This window comes from Polynucleobacter sinensis, assembly GCF_001595985.1.
In the GTDB taxonomy this organism is placed as follows: Bacteria; Pseudomonadota; Gammaproteobacteria; order Burkholderiales; family Burkholderiaceae; genus Polynucleobacter; species Polynucleobacter sinensis.
In genome coordinates this window covers 243,960-262,845 of the sequence record NZ_LOJJ01000003.1, presented here as the reverse complement: position 1 = coordinate 262,845, position 18,886 = coordinate 243,960, and the positions used below count along the sequence as shown (strand labels likewise).

General features: G+C 47.1%; 17 protein-coding genes, 1 tRNA gene and 1 riboswitch. Of the genes, 14 read left to right on the top strand and 4 right to left on the bottom strand.

Features of this window, described 5'->3' with window-relative positions:
* Positions 1-25 precede the first annotated feature (25 nt).
* The 3 genes from AOB49_RS05085 to AOB49_RS05075 all read left to right on the top strand — a co-directional run bounded on the left by AOB49_RS05085 (position 26) and on the right by AOB49_RS05075 (position 2,629).
* Positions 26-883, top strand: coding sequence for an AAA family ATPase (locus tag AOB49_RS05085; protein WP_062308678.1), 858 nt, complete (start codon positions 26-28; stop codon positions 881-883).
* Positions 884-913: 30 nt separating this feature from the next.
* Positions 914-2,089 (top strand): vWA domain-containing protein, encoded by a 1,176-nt coding sequence (locus tag AOB49_RS05080; protein WP_062308676.1) that lies wholly within the window; start codon positions 914-916, stop codon positions 2,087-2,089.
* Positions 2,090-2,170: 81 nt separating this feature from the next.
* Positions 2,171-2,629 carry a RidA family protein gene (locus AOB49_RS05075; protein ID WP_062308674.1) on the top strand — a complete coding sequence of 153 codons (459 nt, stop codon included), beginning with the start codon at positions 2,171-2,173 and terminating at the stop codon, positions 2,627-2,629.
* Positions 2,630-2,644: 15 nt separating this feature from the next.
* Here the strand turns inward: AOB49_RS05075 and AOB49_RS05070 are convergent, their stop codons facing one another.
* Positions 2,645-3,289 (bottom strand): nucleotidyltransferase family protein, encoded by a 645-nt coding sequence (locus tag AOB49_RS05070; RefSeq protein ID WP_062308672.1) that lies wholly within the window; start codon positions 3,287-3,289, stop codon positions 2,645-2,647.
* Positions 3,290-3,352: 63 nt separating this feature from the next.
* Here AOB49_RS05070 and AOB49_RS05065 point away from each other — a divergent pair, with 63 nt between their 5' ends.
* Positions 3,353-4,312 (top strand): XdhC family protein, encoded by a 960-nt coding sequence (locus tag AOB49_RS05065; RefSeq protein ID WP_062308670.1) that lies wholly within the window; start codon positions 3,353-3,355, stop codon positions 4,310-4,312.
* A 61-nt stretch (positions 4,313-4,373) separates the two neighbouring features.
* Here the strand turns inward: AOB49_RS05065 and parC are convergent, their stop codons facing one another.
* A complete protein-coding gene (gene parC / locus AOB49_RS05060; protein WP_245640639.1) occupies positions 4,374-6,746 on the bottom strand; it encodes a DNA topoisomerase IV subunit A in 2,373 nt (790 codons plus the stop codon).
* Positions 6,747-6,817: 71 nt separating this feature from the next.
* The gene (locus AOB49_RS05055) at positions 6,818-8,806 is read right to left on the bottom strand and encodes a DNA topoisomerase IV subunit B (RefSeq protein ID WP_062308668.1); all 1,989 of its coding nucleotides are present in this window, start codon (positions 8,804-8,806) and stop codon (positions 6,818-6,820) included.
* 79 nt (positions 8,807-8,885) lie between these two features.
* Here AOB49_RS05055 and AOB49_RS05050 point away from each other — a divergent pair, with 79 nt between their 5' ends.
* The 10 genes from AOB49_RS05050 (at position 8,886) to AOB49_RS05010 (ending at position 17,956) form a co-directional block, all read left to right on the top strand.
* Complete coding sequence (locus AOB49_RS05050) at positions 8,886-10,106, top strand: CaiB/BaiF CoA transferase family protein (RefSeq protein WP_062308666.1); 1,221 nt, start codon at positions 8,886-8,888, stop codon at positions 10,104-10,106.
* A gap of 4 nt (positions 10,107-10,110) precedes the next feature.
* Positions 10,111-11,337: an MFS transporter gene (locus AOB49_RS05045; protein ID WP_062308664.1), complete on the top strand. Its 1,227-nt coding sequence runs from the start codon at positions 10,111-10,113 to the stop codon at positions 11,335-11,337.
* 9 nt (positions 11,338-11,346) lie between these two features.
* Positions 11,347-11,487: a hypothetical protein gene (locus tag AOB49_RS12000; RefSeq protein ID WP_156471337.1), complete on the top strand. Its 141-nt coding sequence runs from the start codon at positions 11,347-11,349 to the stop codon at positions 11,485-11,487.
* 72 nt (positions 11,488-11,559) lie between these two features.
* Positions 11,560-11,634, top strand: a tRNA-Arg gene (locus AOB49_RS05040).
* 212 nt (positions 11,635-11,846) lie between these two features.
* Positions 11,847-12,680 (top strand): NUDIX hydrolase, encoded by an 834-nt coding sequence (locus AOB49_RS05035; protein WP_062308662.1) that lies wholly within the window; start codon positions 11,847-11,849, stop codon positions 12,678-12,680.
* Between the two features lie 64 nt (positions 12,681-12,744).
* Positions 12,745-12,852, top strand: a riboswitch (TPP riboswitch).
* 40 nt (positions 12,853-12,892) lie between these two features.
* The gene (gene thiC / locus AOB49_RS05030) at positions 12,893-14,818 is read left to right on the top strand and encodes a phosphomethylpyrimidine synthase ThiC (protein WP_062308661.1); all 1,926 of its coding nucleotides are present in this window, start codon (positions 12,893-12,895) and stop codon (positions 14,816-14,818) included.
* Between the two features lie 28 nt (positions 14,819-14,846).
* Entirely contained in the window at positions 14,847-15,983 is a 1,137-nt protein-coding gene (locus AOB49_RS05025; protein WP_172793405.1) for an FAD-dependent oxidoreductase, read from the top strand.
* Complete coding sequence (gene thiS / locus AOB49_RS05020; protein WP_245640616.1) at positions 15,983-16,171, top strand: sulfur carrier protein ThiS; 189 nt, start codon at positions 15,983-15,985, stop codon at positions 16,169-16,171. The genes AOB49_RS05025 and thiS overlap by 1 nt, the downstream gene beginning before the upstream one ends.
* 27 nt (positions 16,172-16,198) lie before the next feature.
* On the top strand, positions 16,199-17,017 hold the full coding sequence (locus AOB49_RS05015) for a thiazole synthase (protein ID WP_062308657.1): 819 nt from the start codon (positions 16,199-16,201) through the stop codon (positions 17,015-17,017).
* A 12-nt stretch (positions 17,018-17,029) separates the two neighbouring features.
* Entirely contained in the window at positions 17,030-17,956 is a 927-nt protein-coding gene (locus tag AOB49_RS05010) for a thiamine phosphate synthase (RefSeq protein WP_062308655.1), read from the top strand.
* Between the two features lie 25 nt (positions 17,957-17,981).
* Here the strand turns inward: AOB49_RS05010 and thiD are convergent, their stop codons facing one another.
* Positions 17,982-18,866 carry a bifunctional hydroxymethylpyrimidine kinase/phosphomethylpyrimidine kinase gene (gene thiD, locus AOB49_RS05005; protein WP_062308653.1) on the bottom strand — a complete coding sequence of 295 codons (885 nt, stop codon included), beginning with the start codon at positions 18,864-18,866 and terminating at the stop codon, positions 17,982-17,984.
* Positions 18,867-18,886 lie beyond the last annotated feature (20 nt).

Sequence of the window (18,886 nt, the reverse complement as noted above, 5' to 3'; positions counted from 1 at the left end):
AACCAATATTTAATGAATTAAAACAATGACTGCGAAAAAAGCGAGATTTGACGGGTCCCAAAGCTATGTGGCGACTGATGATCTGAAATTGGCTGTAAACGCTGCGATGCAGCTTGGACGCCCCCTTCTGATTAAAGGTGAACCAGGCACCGGAAAGACAATGTTAGCCGAGGAAGTGGCTGCCGCTCTCAAGATGCCACTAATGCAATGGCACATCAAATCCACAACTAAGGCTCAGCAAGGTCTTTATGAATACGATGCAGTGAGTCGACTCAGAGACTCCCAATTGGGCGATGAAAAAGTTAAAGATATTCGCAACTACATTGTGAAAGGCGTTCTTTGGCAAGCCTTTGAAGCGGATGAACCTGTTGTGCTGTTGATTGATGAAATCGATAAGGCGGATATTGAATTTCCAAATGATCTTTTGCGTGAAATCGATCGCATGGAATTCTATGTCTATGAAACGCGGGAGCTGATCAAGGCAAAACATAGACCCTTAGTCATCATCACTTCAAATAATGAAAAAGAATTACCGGATGCATTTTTGCGTCGCTGCTTCTTCCATTACATTTCATTTCCAGATGCTGGAACCATGCAAAACATCGTCGATGTGCACCACCCCAATATCAAAAAAGATCTACTCGAGGCCGCTCTCAAATCTTTTTACCAAATCCGCTCCCTTCCTGGCTTGAAGAAAAAGCCTTCTACATCAGAGCTGATTGATTGGCTTAAGCTACTGCTTGCAGAAGATATCCCCGCGGACGCACTGCATAGCAACGATGACAAGATTGCTGTTCCCCCTCTCCATGGCGCGTTGTTAAAAAATGAACAAGACATTCATTTATTTGAGCGTTTGGTCATGATGAATCGCAATCATCGCTAACCGAAAACCGCATTAGTTTTCGGCACGTCTATGCTGATTCAATTCTTTCTCAAACTCAAAGAAGCCAAGGTCCCCGTATCGGTTCGCGAGTTTCTCACTCTTCTTGATGCTCTAAAGAGGGGCGTTATCGATCCCTCAATCGATGAGTTTTATCAACTAGCACGGATGACTTTGGTCAAAGATGAGCAACACTTCGATCGCTTTGATCAGGCTTTTGCAGCCTACTTTAATGGTATCGAGCAAATCATTGCGCTCTCGCCAGATATACCGGCCGATTGGTTGGAGAAAAAACTGCAGCGTGTATTGAGCGAGGAAGAAAAAGCCGCCCTAAAAAAACTTGGCGGACCAGAGGCTCTCCAAAAGCGACTTCAAGAATTATTAAAGGAGCAAAAGGAGTGGCATGGTGGCGGCAATAAATGGATTGGTGCTGGCGGCTCCTCCCCCTTTGGACATAGCGGTTACCATCCTGAAGGTATTCGAATTGGCGGTGAGAGTGCTGGCAATCGCACTGCGATTAAGGTGTGGGAAGCGCGAGAATTTAAAGACTATGACAGCGATTTAAGCCTAGGCACTCGTAATATCAAAATGGCACTGCGACGTTTACGTCGCTTCGCACGAGAGGGCTCAAATTTCGAGCTAGATTTAGATAAAACGATCCACTCTACTGCCGCCAATGCGGGAATGCTTGATATTCAGATGCGTCCAGAGCGACATAATCAAGTAAAGGTTTTATTGTTGATGGATGTGGGTGGCTCCATGGATGATCATATTGCGCGGATATCCGAACTTTTCACGGCAGTAAAAACAGAGTTCAAGCACCTGGAGTATTACTACTTTCATAATTGCGTTTATGAATACCTTTGGCAGAGTAATCGCCGCAGACGCGATCAAGTCACAGCTACTCAGGACATCATTAACAAATATGGTTCGGACTATAAATTGATTTTTATTGGTGATGCCACAATGTCTCCGTATGAAATTTTGAGTGCTAATGGCTCCGTGGAATATAACAATAAAGAGGCTGGGGCCACCTGGATCAATCGCTTGATCGAACATTTCCCCCATTTCGCATGGCTTAATCCCGAACCCGAATCAGTCTGGCAATATCGCCAATCGATCGACATCATGCGTGGATTGATGAAAGATCGAATGTATCCAGTCACCCTAAATGGTCTTGAGGCAGCCATGCGGCAGCTTTCCAAGTAAGATTTAAATCTTGGATAAATATTATTATTCGGCAGCTTATTTCCCACCTTTATTTTTTAACCCCTCTTTTATAAATACACGATGACAAATCATATTAGCGATCGACTCAAAACCCTTGGAATTGATCTACCACCACCCGGCCCTCCAGCGGCGGCTTATGTTATGGCTGCAACCACAGGCAACACCGTATTTGTCTCTGGCCACATCGCAAAAAAAGATGGCAAACCTTGGGTCGGAAAATTAGGCCTGAATATGGATACTGACACCGGCAAAGCTGCCGCTAAATCTATCGCGATTGATTTGATATCAACCCTTCAAAATCATTTGGGCTCTCTGGACAAAGTAAAGCGCATTGTGAAAGTAATGGGCTTAGTGAACTCCACTGGCGATTACACCGAACAACATCTTGTCATCAACGGTTGTTCTGAGCTTCTCTTTGAAGTATTTGGTGAGGCTGGTAAACACGCTAGGAGCGCATTTGGGGTCGCACAAATTCCTTTGGGTGCCTGCGTAGAAATTGAACTGATTGCTGAAATTTAAATCGACAAATTACTCTTATTCAAGTTGTTGCTTTTGGATGTCGTCCACCGTGTCGACATCCACTACAAAAGCTCGATTATCCGTTTCCATTGAACAAATTTTTTCAGGATGAGCATCCATATAGGGGCGACATGCTAAGCCAGGTGTCTCCAGAATATTTGCAATGGCTTGCCGGGATAATAAGACCGGATTGCCCCTTTGCCCACTCACCATAGGCAACACAATCTCTTTACCAACGCTTTTAGCGATATATGACCGCATCAATTGCGCAATCTCCTGATCAGTTATTTCGGGTTGATCTGAGAGAAAAATCAGTAGCACATCAAAATCACTCTTGAGCGACTCTAGTCCCAGGCGAACTGATGAAGCCTGACCTCTTTCAGGGGCAACATTACGCACAACTCGGATTGGACAGTTCAAACCCGGCTTTAGATCAATCAGATAGTTCTCTATGAGCTCTGCATGAAATCCTGTCAGCAATACAAATTCCACAGGTGAAAAAGGCTGAACGGCCTCAATACAGCGCTCAAGGAGAGTTTGATCACCCCTCTTTAGCAATGCCTTGGGTCTTGAGCCCATACGACTCCCCTCTCCTGCTGCAAGCAATAAAACTGCCAGGCGCAGAGAGAGTGGATCAATAGAGTCACTAGAGTGGATCATTAGGGTGATAATAATTAATTCGGCAGCAAATTGATATTAAACAGAAGATTGACCAGATAAGAGATGAACAGCACCGATTTAAGCGTATTAAAAACTACTGTTGACTGGCTTAAACACGGCCATCAGGTTGCTTTAGCTACCGTTGTCCAAACCTGGGGTTCGGCACCAAGACCCGTTGGCTCGTGGCTTGCCATACGTGAAGATGGGCAAGTTATGGGATCAGTATCTGGCGGCTGCGTTGAGGATGATCTAATACGCCGCGTTCAATCAGAAATCATGACTCTAGATACCCCAGAGATGGTGGTTTACGGTGTTACCCAACAAGAGGCCGCGCGTTTTGGCCTCCCTTGTGGTGGCACCTTAAGATTATTGGTGGAGCCAAAGCCTGAATTGCATGTATTAGAGGAGATTTTGCACTCGATCACGCATCATCAAATGACGTCGAGAACAGTCACTCTCTCAAGCGGCAAATCACTTCTCACCCCGGGGGATCGCAATGACGCATTTGTATGTGACGATGTGATCATGAAAACCACCTACGGGCCACGATGGCGTATGGTGATTATCGGCGCAGGACAACTTTCTTTATACACAGCTGACTTTGCCTTGGCTTCTGACTTTGAGGTGATTGTGATAGATCCTCGGGAAGAGTATGCCGAAGGTATTGATCGCGAGAATATTCAATTCATTAAGGGAATGCCTGATGATGTGCTGCTTGAACTTGGCGTCGATTCGCATACGGCTGTTGTTGCCCTGACTCACGACCCCAAGCTCGATGACATGGCATTAATGGAGGCCTTAAAGTCGCCCGCCTTTTATGTTGGCGCCTTAGGGAGCCGCGTCAACACTCAGAAGCGGAAAGATCGCTTACTCGAATTTGATGTCACACGTGAAGAGGTTGAGCGATTGCATGGCCCAGTTGGCATGAGTATCGGCGCATTAACACCGCCAGAGATTGCTGTGTCTATCCTCGCTGAGGTCATTGCAGTTAAATACGGCGCCCCCATACCACCCAAAAAGTAGCAAAAGAAAAAGCCCGATCAATTTACTGAAGGGGCTTTTCATTATGAGGGTACATCAAAAGTTAGTTAGCTTTTAACTTTGCATCTTTTAGGCGCGGCTCGACAAAATGACCTTTGCGGGCACGATTACCAGCAAAGGACTTTAAGGTTTTCGCATCCAGATTCAATTCAGTAGGTTTGCCAGCACGACCAGCACCAGAATAGGTAGCGCCTTCAGGGCCAACAGCAATCGCAGAGGCTAATTTTTCTTTATCATCTAAACCCATCAGAATGACGCCCTTACCACCAGTAGGCAAGCGCTTGAGTTCATCTAATGGGAATACCAACAATTTAGAACTCTCTGAAAGGCAAGCAACCTGCTTCATGCCCACCGTGACCTTAGCAGCTCCCAAGGGTGCATCTCCACCAGCAAACTTGCTATCGATTCCAACAAACGATTTGCCGGCCTTATTACGCGTTGTCATATCGGCAACATTAGCCAGGAAACCGTTACCTGCTCTAGTAGAAATCAATACCAAATCATCTGCTTGGCCAGCATAATACGCAACCATTTGCGATCCTGCAGCTAAATTAACAAAGCTAGTTAAAGGCGACCCATCACCACGTGCGCCTGGTAGCTCACTGACTGGGACGGTATAAACACGACCGTCGCTACCAAAGCCCTGCATTACATCTACCGTGCGACATTCAAATGTGGCATAGAGTCCATCACCCGCTTTAAAACTAAACTGAGTGGCATCGTGATCATGTCCTTGGCGAACGCGAACCCAACCTTTTTGAGAAACAATGACAGTCACGGGCTCATCAAGCACTTTAGTTTCCGCAACAGCGCGCTTATCCTCTTGGATTAATGTACGACGATCATCGCCAAACTCTTTCATGTCTGATTCGATCTCTTTGATGATGCGCTTGCGTAATACTGTATCGCTTTGCAGCAGCCCCTCGAGATCATCGCGCTCAGACTTCAACTCTTTAAGCTCTTGCTCAATCTTAATACCCTCAAGGCGAGCTAACTGACGCAAACGGATGTCTAAGATATCTTCCGCTTGGCGCTCACTGAGTTTGAATTCTTTGATCAAATCGACTTTGGGCTCATCGCTATTGCGAATAATCTTGATGACCTTATCAATATTGAGAAGAACTGTTAAACGCCCTTCTAAAATATGCATCCGGTCTTTGACTTTACCCAAACGATACTGGGTACGGCGAGTCACCGTGCCCACTCTAAAGGAGATCCACTCAGAAATAATCTCTTTTAAACCCTTTTGACGTGGACGACCATCAGTACCGATCATCACCAAGTTCATTGGCGCATTAGATTCTAGAGAAGTGTGAGCCAGCAAGAGATTAACAAACTCATTGACATCAATATTCTTGCTTTTAGGCTCAAATACCAAACGCACTGCTGCGTCTTTACTAGATTCATCACGAACACCATCCAAGACATTCAAGATGGTGGACTTAAGATTATTCTGCTCTGGAGTTAAGGTCTTTTTACCAACCTTCACTTTTGGATTGGTGATCTCCTCAATCTCTTGCAGAACACGTTGAGATGAGGTTGAGGGTGGCAATTCATTCACAACGATTTGCCATTGACCGCGAGCCAATTCTTCAATAGACCATCGAGCACGGACCTTCAAGCTACCGCGGCCAGTCTCATAAATTTGCGCAATCTCTGCTGCCGAAGAAATGATTTGTCCGCCGCCCGGGTAATCTGGTCCAGGCATGATCTCTAAAAGCTCTGAGGTCGTCATCTTTGGCGACTTCATTAAAGCAATAGCAGCGCTAGCAACTTCACGGAGGTTGTGGGAAGGGATTTCGGTAGCCATACCCACTGCAATGCCAGAAGCTCCGTTTAAAAGAACAAACGGCAAACGCGCTGGTAATAGCTTTGGCTCTTGAAACGAACCGTCATAGTTAGGCGCAAAATCGACAGTGCCTTCATCGATCTCACTTAACAATAAACTCGCAATCTTGGTTAAACGCGCCTCGGTATAGCGCATTGCCGCCGCACCGTCACCATCACGCGAACCAAAGTTTCCCTGTCCATCAATCAGCGGGTAGCGCAATGAGAAGCTTTGCGCCAAACGTACTAAAGCGTCATACGCAGATTGATCGCCATGAGGATGAAACTTACCCAATACATCGCCTACAACACGGGCGCTTTTAACTGGCTTTGCATCTGCACGCAAGCCCATCTCACTCATCGAGAATAAGATGCGGCGCTGCACTGGTTTTTGACCATCAGATACATCGGGTAATGCACGACCTTTAACCACGCTGATTGCGTAATCAAGATAGGCACGCTCGGCATAGACTGCCAGCGTTAAGCTGTCTTTATCATCCTCATTGAGCTCAACCACTTTTGGATCATGAGGATCTTTAGGGCCACCTGCCGTAGGAGCAAGAGGTGCATCTACCTCAACAATATCCACCTCAAGAGCATCGGAGGAATTAGAAAATAAATCAGCCTGATCTATTTCACCGGGAGTTTTTTTAATCGCCATTAGATATCCGCCTCTACTTCGTTACCACGCTCTTCAAGCCAATCTCTTCGCGCCCCGGATTCAGATTTGCCCATCAACATATCCATAGTTTTGATTGTTTCGTCCTCAGTCCAACTACCTAATGTAACGGGCAATAAGCGACGTGTATCCGGATTTAATGTCGTATCCCACAATTGCTCGGCACTCATCTCGCCCAAGCCTTTGAAGCGAGAGATTTGCCAAGCGGACTCTTTAACACCATCCTTGCGCAACTTATCTTCAATCGCTTGCAGCTCATTTGCATCTAGTGCATAGATTTTCTGCGCTGGTTTTTTTCCACGTGCAGGCGCATCAACTCTAAATAATGGCGGCCTTGATATGTGCACATGACCCAATTCAATAAGTTTAGGGAAATGCTTATAGAACAGAGTGAGAAGTAAAACTTGAATATGCGCACCATCCACGTCAGCATCAGACAGAATGCAAACTTTGCCATAGCGCAGATTAGACAAATCAGGATTGTCATTTGCACCATGCGGATCCACACCAATCGCTACCGCAATGTCGTGAACTTCGTTGTTAGCAAACAAGCGATCGCGCTCTGCCTCCCAAGTATTAAGCACCTTACCGCGCAGCGGAAGAATTGCCTGATATTCCTTATTGCGCCCCATCTTGGCTGAGCCGCCTGCTGAATCACCCTCAACAAGAAAGATTTCATTCAGACTGGTATCTTGACTCTCGCAATCAGTTAACTTTCCAGGTAAAACGGCAACTCCAGAAGATTTTTTCTTTTCAACTTTTTGACCAGCGCGTGTTCTTGCTTGGGCTTGCTTGATAACCAGATCAGCGAGCTTACGTCCGTAATCAACGTGCTCATTTAGCCAAAGCTCTAATGCAGATTTAGCGTAACCAGAAACTAAACGCACCGCATCTCGAGAATTTAAACGCTCTTTGATCTGACCTTGAAATTGAGGATCCAATACCTTGGCAGACAAAATAAATGAGGCGCGTGCGAAAACATCCTCGGGCATCAACTTGACACCCTTTGGTTGCAAGGCATGCATTTCGATAAAGCCTTTGACAGCATTAAACAGACCTTCCCGTAAGCCACTCTCATGTGTGCCACCAGCAGGAGTTGGAATAAGGTTCACATAACTCTCACGAACTGGCGCTCCATCTTCCGTCCAGGTAACAACCCATGCAGCGCCCTCGCCTTCAGCAAAGGAATCATCCTCGCCATTACCGGTCGCATATTGTTCGCCCTCAAACGGAGGAATGACTTCAGCGCCATGACCAGCTTGAGCCATTGCCTCATTGAGGTAACCACGCAATCCTTGGGCATATTGCCAAGTTTGACTCTCACCAGACTTTTCTTGAATCAAAGTGACTTTGACGCCAGGCAATAAAACAGCTTTAGAGCGTAACAAACGAATGAGTTCTGGCATTGGTATCGCAGAACTATCGAAATACTTTCCATCTGGCCATGCGCGGACACGCGTGCCATGAGACTTATCTTCTTTGCTTGACGCTACTGATTTCAACTTTTCAATCACCTTGCCATCAGCAAAAGTGAGTGTTGAAACCTGCCCATCGCGCCACACAGTCACTTTCAGACGCTTAGATAACGCATTGGTGACAGAAACACCAACGCCATGCAATCCACCAGAGAACGCATAGGCACCGCCAGTACCTTTCTCAAACTTGCCACCTGCATGCAGTTGCGTAAAGACGATTTCAACGACTGGCAACTTTTCGGTAGGATGCATTCCCACGGGAATTCCGCGGCCATCATCTTCAACGCTCACACTGCCATCGGTATGTAAGGTAACGATAATTTGCTTACCAAAGCCTCCTAGGGCTTCATCAGAAGCGTTATCCAAGACCTCTTGGATGATGTGCAAAGGATTGTCGGTGCGGGTGTACATACCTGGCCGCTGACGGACAGGTTCTAGTCCCTTGAGGACCTGAATCGATGATTCGCTGTATTCGGATGTTTTACGAGTAGCCATGCGCGCAAATTGTAGTCATGTCCGAAGACAAAACCTGAATTTTGCAGAATTCCCCCATCTTTCGTGCCAAAATTGAACAATGGGAGCCTTAAGTCATATTCGCGTTTTAGACCTCAGCCGTGTTCTTGCCGGCCCATGGTGCACACAAAATCTTGCTGATCTTGGCGCTGACGTCATCAAAGTCGAGCGGCCCGGGGCTGGAGACGATACCCGACACTGGGGCCCTCCCTTCGCCAAAGATCCTCATGGCCAAGAAACTACTGAGTCAGCCTACTTCATCTGCATCAACCGCAATAAGCGCTCGATCACCGTCGATATCAGCAAGCCAGAAGGTCAGGACATTATTCGCCAACTGGCAAAAGACTCCGATGTGGTCATTGAAAACTACAAAGTTGGCGACCTGGCCAAGTATGGCCTTGATTATGAAAGCCTTAAGAAGGTTAAGTCTGACCTGATCTACTGCTCCATTACCGGCTTTGGTCAAAATGGTCCTTATGCCCACCGCCCAGGCTACGACTTCATTATTCAGGGTATGGGCGGTTTTATGAGCGTTACTGGGGAGGCAGATGACTTCCCAGGGGCGAGCCCACAAAAGGCTGGGGTGGCCGTTGCTGACATCTTTACCGGCATGTATGCCACTACGGCGATTTTGGCGGCAGTAGTGCATCGTGACCAAACCGGTCAAGGGCAATACATTGATATGGCCCTTTTGGATACTCAGGTTGCAGTCATGGCCAATGTGGCGAGCGCATATCTCTGCTCCGATCAGATCCCAAGGCGATGGGGAAACGCCTCCCCTATCATTGTTCCCTATCAAACATTCCCCACGGCTGATGGTTGGATGATTGTTGGAGTTGGCAATGATGGTCAATTCAAGCACTTTGTCACCGTCGGTGGTGAGGCTCATTTAGCTGACAATCCCCTTTATCTCACCAACCCACTTCGGGTGGAAAACCGCAAGTCTTTGATTCCATTGCTAGAAAGCATGACCAAACAAAAAACCAAGTCAGAATGGATAGCCCTACTAGAGCAGGCAAATGTTCCTTGCGGGCCCATAAACAACTTCCAGGAAGTATTTGAGAATGAACAAGTGAAGGCTAGAGGTATCCAAATCGAGGTTCCACACCCCACCACAGGCACAATGAAGTTGGTTTCAAGTCCAATGCGCTTATCGGAAACGCCGGTCGAGGTGCGCATGCCACCACCAACCTTAGGCCAACATACGGACGACATTCTGCGTGAACGCTTAAATTTAGATACCCAGGCTATTAAGGCTCTCCATAACAAAGGCATTATTTAGGCCAATGATCCAGTCAGCCCAAAAGCTCCCCCTTAGACAGCTACTGATCTACGGCGGACTCTTAGTGACTCTGTCCATGGGTATTCGCCATGGTTTTGGGCTCTTTAACTTGCCCATCACCTCTGCGAATGGATGGGGGCGTGAAACCTTCGCCCTTACTATTGCGCTGCAAAATTTGATCTGGGGCGCATTTCAACCGATCACTGGCGCATTAGCTGATCGCTTTGGCGCACTGAAAATCATGATCGCCGGAGGCACCCTCTATGCCCTTGGTTTGACTGGGATGGCTTTGTCAACGGATGCGCTGAACTTTTCGTTAGCAGGCGGCTTACTGATTGGGCTTGCGCAAACCGCAACAACCTATAGCGTGGTCTACGGGATTTTAGGGCGCAATGTTTCCGCAGAGAAACGTGTCTGGGCAATGGGTATCACAGCAGCAGCAGGATCATTCGGTCAATTTTTAATGATCCCATTAGAGCAAGGTTTGCTTAGTAGCTTTGGTGCAAACGATGCGCTACTGCTACTGGCTTTGATGGCTAGCCTCATGATTCCAATTGCATTGATGTTGCGCGAACCTAATGTCGTCAATACCCATCAACGTGGCGATCAAACGATTAAGGAGGCCTTAAAAGAAGCCGCCGGAAATCCTAGCTTTCGGTTGCTAACCTTGGGGTATTTTGTGTGTGGTTTTCAGGTGGTATTTATTGCTGTTCATTTGGCGCCTTACTTGAAAGATTTATCTTTCATCTATCCAGAAGTAGGTGCACCAGCAGTCGCGACCACTGCACTTGCATTGATAGGTTTATTTAATATCTTTGGCACATACAGTGCCGGCATATTAGGACAGCGTTTTCCAAAACGCTACCTCTTATCAGCCATCTATCTATCTCGATCAATCGCCATCATGGGTTTTTTGTGGCTGCCACTTAGCCCAATGTCGACATATATTTTTGCCGCCATTATGGGATTTTTATGGCTCTCCACCATTCCATTAACCAATGCGATTGTGGCGCAAATTTTTGGCGTGAAATATCTATCGATGCTCTCTGGTCTCGTATTCTTTTCTCACCAGTTGGGCAGCTTTTGTGGCGCTTACTTTGGGGGCTATTTATTTGATCGCACTGGCTCTTATTCCATTGTCTGGAATATTGCCATTGCCCTTGGAGTCTTTGCCTTCCTGGTGAATTTGCCAGTCAAGGAACGCGCCATTCATCGCGTAGTGCCAGCATAAATGCGCACAATGAACCCAGCAAGATTGTTTGCTAAGCTTCTGTTGGTCTTAGTAGCCGCCACTGCACTTGGCGCTGTTTTTGCAATGTACTTTGCCCCGGAAATGATGGTTGCATTGAGCAATCAATTTTTAGCAATGTGTGGTTGGTAAATCCTTGATGCGTGGATAATACTTTCCTCGTTGCAGTATTTCTTGAGATTTATGTGTTTATGTTTTTGCACACTCGCCGTAGCACAATGGATAGTGCACATGCCTCCTAAGCGTGGGATACAGGTTCGATTCCTGTCGGCGGGACCATGAAACATTCAATACTTATCCACAGCTTGTGTGGATAAATCCCGAAAAGTTTTCCTAAGTCGTGGATTTGTATAGAGTGACCTGGCTTGCTTAAATTCTGTGCAGCATGATCTGATAAGTAAATCAGAAAATATCTATTGACAATGCAGAATGCTTTAAGGAATTTTTAGCAGTCTTTCCTACATATTCTTGAATTCTCTTACACTTGAGGAATGCACAAGCTCACTACCAGCACTCTGGCCGCCTTAGAAGAGATGCTTCAGAACACCGCAAGATCGGCCCCTCATGACTTTATGCCGATCCATTTCTCCGGTGGGCCACAAAATAGCCAGGTGATTGGTCATCTCAATCCAGAATTTATTCCTTACCTGCAGGAGTCTCTAAATAAAAGTCCCATTGCACATATCCAAATGGATCATGATCGACTTAGCATTCTGTATTCCAAGCCCATTCATCTTTCCACTAGCTTGACTGCTTTAGCAGATCGCATGCGTCAAGGGGGATTTATTCCAGGCTGGAGACATGAAGAATTCGCCTGGGTAGACCAAAATGGACATGAATACTTTCGCTTAGAGCGCTCAGCCTTCAGAACTTTTGGCTTTCGCAGTATGGCTACGCATATCAACGGATATACCAAAGCTGGCAATATTTGGCTTGGGCGGCGCAGCGAAACCAAGACTACCGATCCCGGACGGTTAGATAACCTGGCTGCGGGCGGCATTGGCGCCGATGAAACCCCTTGGGTTAATGCCCGCAGGGAGTTATGGGAGGAAGCTGGGGTACCAAGCCAAATTGCCGACCAAATTGAGCCTATTGGCAGAATTCATATGCGCAGACCCATTCCTGGGCGAGGTTTTCACGATGAGCACCTATATATCTACGATTTAGAGGTTGCAGACAACTTCATCCCCACCAACCATGATGGGGAAGTCAGTAGTTTCATTGAAATCCCGTTTTCAGAGGCTGCAGCTAGGATTTTGGCCGATGAATTCACGAGCGATGCCGCTTTTGTAACGGCCGACTTCATTTTGCGCCATTCCAGGTAACTTCCTGCAAGAACGCCCTCTTTCCACTAAACCAAAATGGGATTTCGTGGTTAAATAAGACCTAAGGATGAAACAGGGGTGCCCTCATGAGCGATGTCGCTTTGAGGCGCTGAGAAAGACCCTCTAACCCGATCCAGGTAATGCTGGCGTGGGGAGATTTCCATCAGACCGACACCCGGTTTCGTCCATCTAAATTACGTCAGGAGATGGACATGAGTAACACCAATAAACAAAAACAAGAAATTCCAAGTCTAAAAAGCTTAGAGCGCGATTTCGGACAAAAATTTGCCTACCCCGCCTCCACTAAAACCTATTTAAAAGGTTCGCGTCCAGATATCAAAGCACCGATTCGGATGATTGAACAACTGCCTACACGCGTGGGCGAAGAATTGGTCGCCAATCCTCCTGTACCTGTCTACGATACCTCGGGCCCTTATAGCGATCCAGATATCGTGATTAATTTAGAGAAGGGGTTGCCTTTACTGCGCAAAAATTGGATCGAAGAGCGTGGTGACACTCAACAATTATCTGGCCCTTCATCGGAATATGGCGTTGCACGCTCCCAGGATGCGGCGACACAAAGCCTCCGCTTTGCACACATTAATGCGCCACGTGTTGCTAAGGCCGGCAAGAATGTCAGTCAAATGCACTATGCCCGTCAGGGAATCGTTACCCCTGAAATGGAGTACGTTGCTCTACGTGAATCCATGGGTCTTGAGCAATTGCGCAAAGATCCCGCTTACAAACAATTACTCAAGCAACATCCTGGTAAGGGCTACGGCGCCAATCTTCCGGATATCGTGACTGGAGAGTTTGTGCGCTCAGAGATCGCTGCTGGTCGCGCGATCATCCCTGCCAATATCAATCACCCCGAATTAGAGCCGATGATTATCGGTCGCAACTTCCGCGTGAAAATCAATGGCAATCTTGGAAACTCTGCGGTTACTTCCTCTATCAATGAAGAAGTAGAAAAAATGGTTTGGTCTATCCGTTGGGGTGCCGACACCATCATGGATCTTTCAACTGGCAAACATATTCATGAGACACGCGAATGGATTATTCGTAACTCACCAGTACCAATCGGTACTGTACCGATTTACCAGGCGCTTGATAAGACCGGTGGCATTGCCGAGGACCTCACCTGGGAAATGTTCCGTGACACACTGATTGAACAAGCTGAACAAGGTGTTGACTACTTCACTATTCATGCTGGCGTGTTGCTGCGCTATGTGCCACTGACAGCCGACCGCATTACAGGCATTGTTTCTCGTGGTGGATCCATTATGGCCAAGTGGTGCTTAGCGCACCACAAAGAAAACTTCTTGTACACAAAGTTTGATGAAATCTGCGAAATCATGAAGGCCTATGATGTTTCATTTAGCTTAGGTGATGGTTTGCGTCCTGGGTGTATCGCAGACTCTAATGATGCTGCTCAATTTGGCGAACTCCATACCCTTGGCGAGCTCACAGCCAAAGCCTGGAAACATGATGTTCAAGTCATGATTGAGGGTCCTGGACATGTACCAATGCAGCGCATTGAAGAAAACATGACTGAGGAATTAAAGCACTGTTTAGAAGCGCCTTTCTACACACTCGGACCATTGATCACGGATATCGCTCCTGGCTACGACCACATCACCAGCGGTATTGGTGCAGCGCAAATTGGCTGGTATGGCACAGCCATGCTTTGCTATGTCACTCCAAAAGAGCATTTAGGCTTGCCTGATAAGGAAGATGTACGCGAAGGAATCATCACTTACAAAATTGCTGCCCATGGTGCTGACTTGGCCAAAGGATTGCCTGGCGCTCAAGTGCGTGACAATGCTTTATCTAAAGCACGCTTCGAGTTCCGCTGGGAAGATCAATTCAACTTGGGTCTTGATCCAGAGCGCGCTCGTGAATATCACGATGCCACCTTACCAGCTGAAGGCGCGAAGATTGCTCACTTCTGCTCAATGTGCGGTCCAAAGTTCTGCTCAATGAAAATCACTCAAGAGGTGCGCGATTACGCAGCCACTCTTGATGCTGATGGCAATCCTAAGACTTCAAAAGTGATTCCGATTGCCACAGATCCAGAAAAGGGAATGGAAGAGATGTCAGCAGAATTTCGTAAACGTGGCAGCGAAATCTATCAGTAATCAACCATTTGATTTAGTGAAGAGCCCCGTGTTTGCAGGTCAGAAATACGCAATCGTTGGCGCCGGCCTGATAGGTCGGTTGCTTGCGGTTTCGCTTGCCAAACGTGGCGCTGAGGTCACTGTATTTGAAAAATCAGGGCCCGATGGTTTAGGCTCTCCAGCCCGAATTGCTGCTGCAATGCTAGCCCCCTTAGCAGAATCCGCCATCACTGAAAGTAATGTCGTACGCATGGGTGTATATAGTTTGCCACGCTGGAAGCAACTGATTGATGAATTAGCTAAACCCGTCTATTTTCAACAGGATGGCACCCTCATTTTGTGGCATCGCCAAGATGCCGCCAATGCCGAACGTTTCACATCGCATTTAGAGCACAATAGCGCCCTCAACATATCGCTACCTTCCCCGCAACGCTTAGATAAGCAAACACTTAGTGAAATCGAGCCTGCACTAGCAGATCGCTTTACACAGGGGCTCTATCTTCCCAATGAGGGTCAATTGGATAACCGCCAATTGTTAGAAGCTTTACAGGTTGAATTACATTTAATGAGAGTACCGTGCCACTGGAATGAGGCAGTTGAACCAGAGATCTTGCGCAACACTAATGGCAAAGAGCTACAAAAATTTGATTGGGTAATCGATTGTCGTGGCTTAGGTGCCAAAGACGCTTTAAGCAATTTGCGTGGCGTGCGGGGTGAAGTCATTCGCCTTCATGCTCCAGAGGTAAAGCTACGTCGTCCTACCCGTTTAATTCATCCGCGCTATCCGATTTATATTGCCCCAAAAGAAGATGATGTTTATGTTGTAGGTGCAACCGAGATTGAGTCAGAGGATCTCTCCCCTATCAGCGTACGCTCAGCAATGGAACTGTTAAGTGCGGTTTATACCGTGCATAGCGGCTTTGCTGAGGCTCGCATCTTAGAAATGGCCACCCAATGTCGCCCTACTCTCAAAGACAATCTTCCCGAGATCACCATCCAACATCAAGCTGGTAAAACCGGATTGATGACCATCAATGGCCTCTATCGCCATGGCTTTATGATTTCACCAGCGATATTAGATTGCGCATTAGAACTTCTTGCTAGTGGCCAAAGCGCCACTGCAAATGATCTTGGTCTACATGTTGGTTTTGCTAAAGATCTGAGCGAGCTTAGCTTATGCGCATAATGGTCAATCAAATCCCGAGAGATGTCCCTGAAAATAGCACCATTGATGATGTGCTCTTGATGATTGATGCTAAACCACCCTACGCCGTAGCGATTAATTACCAATTCGTTCCTAAAACTCAACATGCTGACGAGATCTTGCGTGACGGTGATGAAATGGAAGTGATTGCGCCGGTAACAGGTGGCTAAGCCAAGTACAGAACAAGATAAATATTCATGACAGCACCTTTACCTTATTCACTCAATACTGCAGACCCATTAGTTCTCTATGGAGAAACGTTTGCGAGCCGCCTCCTACTGGGGACATCGCGCTATCCTTCTCCACAGGTATTAGAAAATGCCGTAGCGGTTTCAAATCCCGGAATGATTACAGTCAGCCTTCGCAGGCAAGGCACATCGATTACAGAGGCACACTCTGGATTTTGGGATTTACTCAAAAAGATGGCCGTTCCCGTGCTGCCCAATACCGCTGGATGTCACAGCCCTCAAGAAGCAATCACGACGGCACAAATGGCTAGAGAAGTATTTGAAACCAACTGGATCAAGCTTGAACTCATTGGCGATGACTACACTTTGCAACCAGATGTTTTGCGCTTAGCCTCTACAGCAGAATCCTTAATTAAAGATGGCTTTAAAGTGCTGCCCTATTGCACCGAAGACCTCATCTTGTGCCAACGTTTAGTTGATGTTGGTTGCCAAGCGGTGATGCCCTGGGCTGCCCCCATCGGGACTGGCAGGGGCCCTTTAAATCCCTATGCCTTGCAATTACTTCGCGATCGTTTAAATGTGCCCTTATTAGTGGATGCTGGATTGGGACTACCTTCACATGCTTGTACAGTTATGGAATGGGGGTTTGATGGCGTTCTTCTGAACACTGCGGTTGCCCTTGCTGATGATCCTGTAGCTATGGCTAAAGCTTTTGCTATGGCTGTGGAAGCTGGCCGCACCGCCTATCAATCAGGAGCAATGCAGGCCCAAGATTCTGCACAAGCAAGCACTCCCTTGGTTGGCACCCCCTTCTGGCATCAGAGTTAAAGAAGAATATCGATGAGCTTAGTGCGCGATCTAGCAGATCAAATTATTGCAGCTCATCGCAAGGATGACTTGTGCATCCCCATTCCTAAATTTAGCCTCACATCACCACCGCCGATGATTGATAACGAGCATGCCTCGGATCATTACGAACTAGCTGGTATGGTCGCCGCTATTCAAATGGGGTTTATAGAGGCTGATGCCAAAGTACTTGGCAAAGCTTGGTCACGCATGGTTCATCAAGATGGCGGCTTCTCTCCATTGAAATGGCCCTCTAGACCTGAGTATTTTGATCTACTCCCATGGACTCGGGATATGAATCCCCAGGCCTTCCCCTCTTGCCCAAAACGACTGGGACTTTATGCTGTCATGCCCGATGCTGATTGGGTAAAACGTATGGTAGAGGCTGAAGTTCCGACAGTGCAACTGCGCTTGAAGTCGGATGATCAACAATTAATTCGACAACAAATTGCCCAATCGGTTGAAGCGGTTAAAGGTAGTAAGACTCTGCTCTTCATTAATGACTTTTGGCAAGAAGCCATCGAGGCTGAGGCATATGGTGTTCATCTGGGGCAAGAAGATTTAGAGCTCGCTGATTTAGATGCCATTCGATCCGCTGGTATGCGCTTAGGTCTCAGCACTCATGGCTATGCAGAAATGGTTTATGCAGATCGCTTCTGCCCTAGCTATATCGCTATGGGCGCTATTTTCCCTACGAACCTCAAGAAGATGGCGACTGCGCCTCAGGGTTTAGGGCGCTTATATCAGTACGCAAAATTAATGAGTCACTACTCCTTGGTGGCAATTGGTGGGATCAACGAAGAGAGCATTCATGCGGTTGCGCAAAGCGGTGTTGGATCCGTTGCTGTTGTCAGGGCAATCAATGGCGCAAGCGACCCCAAGGCGGCAGTGAAACGCTTACAAGAGTTAATGAAGACCTAAGTAGAAGTATTCATTGATGACGTGCTCAGTATTTGCCGCCTTCATCAGGTAATGCAGTTTTATAAAACTCATGCATATGCCATAAGGGTCCAGGACCTTCCCCAATACTTAAAAAACGTCCCGCCTCCAATCCGGCTTCCACAAAAGAGATGGCTTTAGCAACTGAATGCGGCAGATCATGACCATCGGCCAAATAAGTAGCAATCGCAGAGGCCAATGAACAACCCGTCCCATGAGTATTGGGAGTATTCACGCGATAGTGTTTAAATTCTTTTGACTGAACTACTTCAAGACCATCCTCAATGGTGCGCCACATGAGGAAATCCGTTAATTGAGTATGAGATGAGTCTAGATGCCCACCCTTAATCAGTACGGCCTGAGGCCCCATATCCAGCAACTCTTCTGCGGCTAACTTGAAATCATTGGGACCTGTAATATCTCGACCTAATAATAGAGATGCCTCCTCAAGATTCGGAGTTATCAGGCTTGCCATCGGAAACAGCTCCGCAATCATGGCTTGAGCTGTATCGTCGCCGCCCAAGCTAGCGCCTGACGTTGCCCTTAAAACAGGGTCTAAGATGATTTGCTTTGCTCCATGGCGCTTTAGAGCCCTCGCCACAGTACGTACAATTTCTGGACTGGCCAGCATCCCTATTTTGACAATATCAACCCCAATATCTAGAAATACCGCGTCTATCTGAGCTTCAACGACATCAAGGTCAATATCCTGAATACGGCTAACCCCCAAGGTGTTTTGGGCGGTAATTGCTGTAATGACTGACATCCCATACCCACCAAGGGCGGTAATGACCTTGAGGTCCGCCTGTAAGCCTGCCCCGCCCCCGCTATCCGAGCCGGCAATGGTCAATACTCTAGGGATCTGTATAGAAGTTGGAGTAGGTGATTTCATCTTGCTATAATATCGGCTTA

Excerpts from the sequence above, each read along its gene's own strand:
- AOB49_RS05035 (WP_062308662.1), top strand. The coding sequence starts at position 11,847 with ATGCACAAGCTCACTACCAGCACTCTGGCCGCCTTAGAAGAGATGCTT.
- AOB49_RS05010 (WP_062308655.1), top strand. The coding sequence starts at position 17,030 with ATGAGCTTAGTGCGCGATCTAGCAGATCAAATTATTGCAGCTCATCGC.
- AOB49_RS05065 (WP_062308670.1), top strand. The coding sequence starts at position 3,353 with ATGAACAGCACCGATTTAAGCGTATTAAAAACTACTGTTGACTGGCTT.
- AOB49_RS05050 (WP_062308666.1), top strand. The coding sequence starts at position 8,886 with ATGGGAGCCTTAAGTCATATTCGCGTTTTAGACCTCAGCCGTGTTCTT.
- AOB49_RS05055 (WP_062308668.1), bottom strand. The coding sequence starts at position 8,806 with ATGGCTACTCGTAAAACATCCGAATACAGCGAATCATCGATTCAGGTC.
- AOB49_RS05045 (WP_062308664.1), top strand. The coding sequence starts at position 10,111 with ATGATCCAGTCAGCCCAAAAGCTCCCCCTTAGACAGCTACTGATCTAC.
- AOB49_RS05015 (WP_062308657.1), top strand. The coding sequence starts at position 16,199 with ATGACAGCACCTTTACCTTATTCACTCAATACTGCAGACCCATTAGTT.
- AOB49_RS12000 (WP_156471337.1), top strand. The coding sequence starts at position 11,347 with ATGAACCCAGCAAGATTGTTTGCTAAGCTTCTGTTGGTCTTAGTAGCC.
- thiS (WP_245640616.1), top strand. The coding sequence starts at position 15,983 with ATGGTCAATCAAATCCCGAGAGATGTCCCTGAAAATAGCACCATTGAT.
- thiC (WP_062308661.1), top strand. The coding sequence starts at position 12,893 with ATGAGTAACACCAATAAACAAAAACAAGAAATTCCAAGTCTAAAAAGC.
- AOB49_RS05075 (WP_062308674.1), top strand. The coding sequence starts at position 2,171 with ATGACAAATCATATTAGCGATCGACTCAAAACCCTTGGAATTGATCTA.
- AOB49_RS05080 (WP_062308676.1), top strand. The coding sequence starts at position 914 with ATGCTGATTCAATTCTTTCTCAAACTCAAAGAAGCCAAGGTCCCCGTA.
- thiD (WP_062308653.1), bottom strand. The coding sequence starts at position 18,866 with ATGAAATCACCTACTCCAACTTCTATACAGATCCCTAGAGTATTGACC.
- AOB49_RS05085 (WP_062308678.1), top strand. The coding sequence starts at position 26 with ATGACTGCGAAAAAAGCGAGATTTGACGGGTCCCAAAGCTATGTGGCG.
- AOB49_RS05070 (WP_062308672.1), bottom strand. The coding sequence starts at position 3,289 with ATGATCCACTCTAGTGACTCTATTGATCCACTCTCTCTGCGCCTGGCA.